This window comes from Idiomarina aminovorans (genome assembly GCF_023155095.1).
GTDB classification, from domain to species: domain Bacteria; phylum Pseudomonadota; class Gammaproteobacteria; order Enterobacterales; family Alteromonadaceae; genus Idiomarina; species Idiomarina aminovorans.
Genome location: NZ_JAKNDA010000012.1, coordinates 1 through 1,863 on the forward strand (window position 1 = coordinate 1; position 1,863 = coordinate 1,863).

Consider the following 1,863-nt stretch of genomic DNA (forward strand, 5'->3'; position numbering starts at 1 on the left):
GTGCGCTGGTATCGACGGTGTGCGTTGAGGTCGCGGTACTATTAACCGTATTACCGGCCTCGTCGCTGGAGTTAACCACCACATCAAATTCAGTATCTGCAGCTAAATCGCTGCCGGCAACATCCACATTCCACTCGCCGTTATTGCCCACGGTCGTGGTATATTCGGTGCCGTTGATGGTCATGGTAACGCTGTCACCCGCGGCGATGTCTCCGCCTTCGGCTGTACCGGTAACGGCAATCATTTGCCCGGCTTCTTCCGCGTTGATCACATCATCGCTGGTGATGTTATTCACATTGACGGTACCCTGCTCGGCACTGGTGTCTAAGGTTGCGTTGTCGGTTACGCTGCCCTCGTTACCCGCGGCATCGGTCACCGTCATAGTGACGGTTAATTCGCCGTCGGTAAGCGTACTCAGATCTTGACCACTTACGGTGACGTTACCGTTTGAGTCCACATTGATATCGCTCTCTGCAACGACGATTTCCGTCGTACCGTCGGTAATGACAATGCTGTCTACCGATGCACCGTCCTCCACCTGACCGGTGAAGCCGATGTCGCTTTGTTCATCACTGTTAATCAGCTCATCACCGAACACGATGCTGTTGCTGCTATCGCCACCCGGTGCCGTTTGATCAACCGTGTGCGTTGAGGTCGCGATGCTTTCAACCGTGTTGCCCGCGTCATCCGACGAGCTCACCACCACATCAAATTCAGTATCTGCAGCTAAATCGCTGCCGGCAACATCCACATTCCACTCGCCGTTATTGCCCACGGTCGTGGTATATTCAGTGCCGTTGATGGTCATGCTAACGCTGTCACCCGCGGCGATGTCTCCGCCTTCGGCTGTACCGGTAACAGCGATAATTTGCCCTGCTTCTTCCGCGTTAAGCACATCGTCGCTGGTGATGTCGTTCACGCTGACCGTGCCCGCTTCCGCACCGGTATCCAGCATCGCGCTGTCTTCCACGCTGCCCTGGTTTCCGGCTTCATCGGTTACCGTCATGGTGACAGTTAATTCACCGTCAGTAAGTGTGCTCAGATCCTGACCGCTCACCGTCACGTTGCCTGTGTTTTCATCCACAGAGATATCGTTCGCATCCACGGTGACGCTGCCACCCTGGCCGTCGCTGATAACAATGCTGTCTACCGATGCACCGTCTTCCACTTGACCGATGAAGGCCACGTTAGTTTGTTCGCTCTCGTTGAGCAGGCCATCCGCGTCGTCGAATACGATCCCGTTGCTGCTATCGCCACCTTCACCCGGTGCCATGGTGTCTAATTCATCATTCGTCGAAGCCGTCTGTTCAGTACCGTTGTTATCATTCGCGACAGCATTGATGGTTAAGTCGCCATCCACCAGGCCGGAGATATCGGCATCAACCGTATAGGTACCATCTGCTGCAACAGTTGCCGTGGTTTCAACACTGTCACCGTTCTTATCGGTGATTGTAATGGTCACTTCTGTACCTTCGGCAACATCGACCGAGCTACCAGAAACAGTGATGTTACCGTCAGTGACTTCACTCGCAACCGTTAGATCACCCGCCACATTATCCAGCTCGGCGGTATCATTCGCCGTGACTTCATCACCGTTATTATCCGTCGCAGACGCATCAATGGTTAACTGTCCATCAACCAGGCCAGACACGTCGGCATCAATGGTATAGTCACCGTTCGCGTCGACCGTTGCTGTGGTTTCAACCGTGTTACCGTTCGCGTCGGTAATAGTAATAGCCACTTCCGTGCCTTCCGGTAAGTCCGAAGACGTACCCGACAAGCTCAGATTTCCGCCATCAGCTTCGCCGGCAACACTCAGGCTGCCCTCAACATTGTCTAATTCATCGTTAGTGGAAGCCGTCT

Annotated in this window: 1 protein-coding gene; it reads right to left on the minus strand. The window is 54.1% G+C overall.

Going from position 1 to position 1,863, the window contains the following annotated elements; all coding sequences use genetic code 11:
- Positions 1-1,863 (minus strand): beta strand repeat-containing protein (locus L8G48_RS13245; RefSeq protein WP_248265084.1); only part of this gene is annotated, 1,863 nt, incomplete at both ends.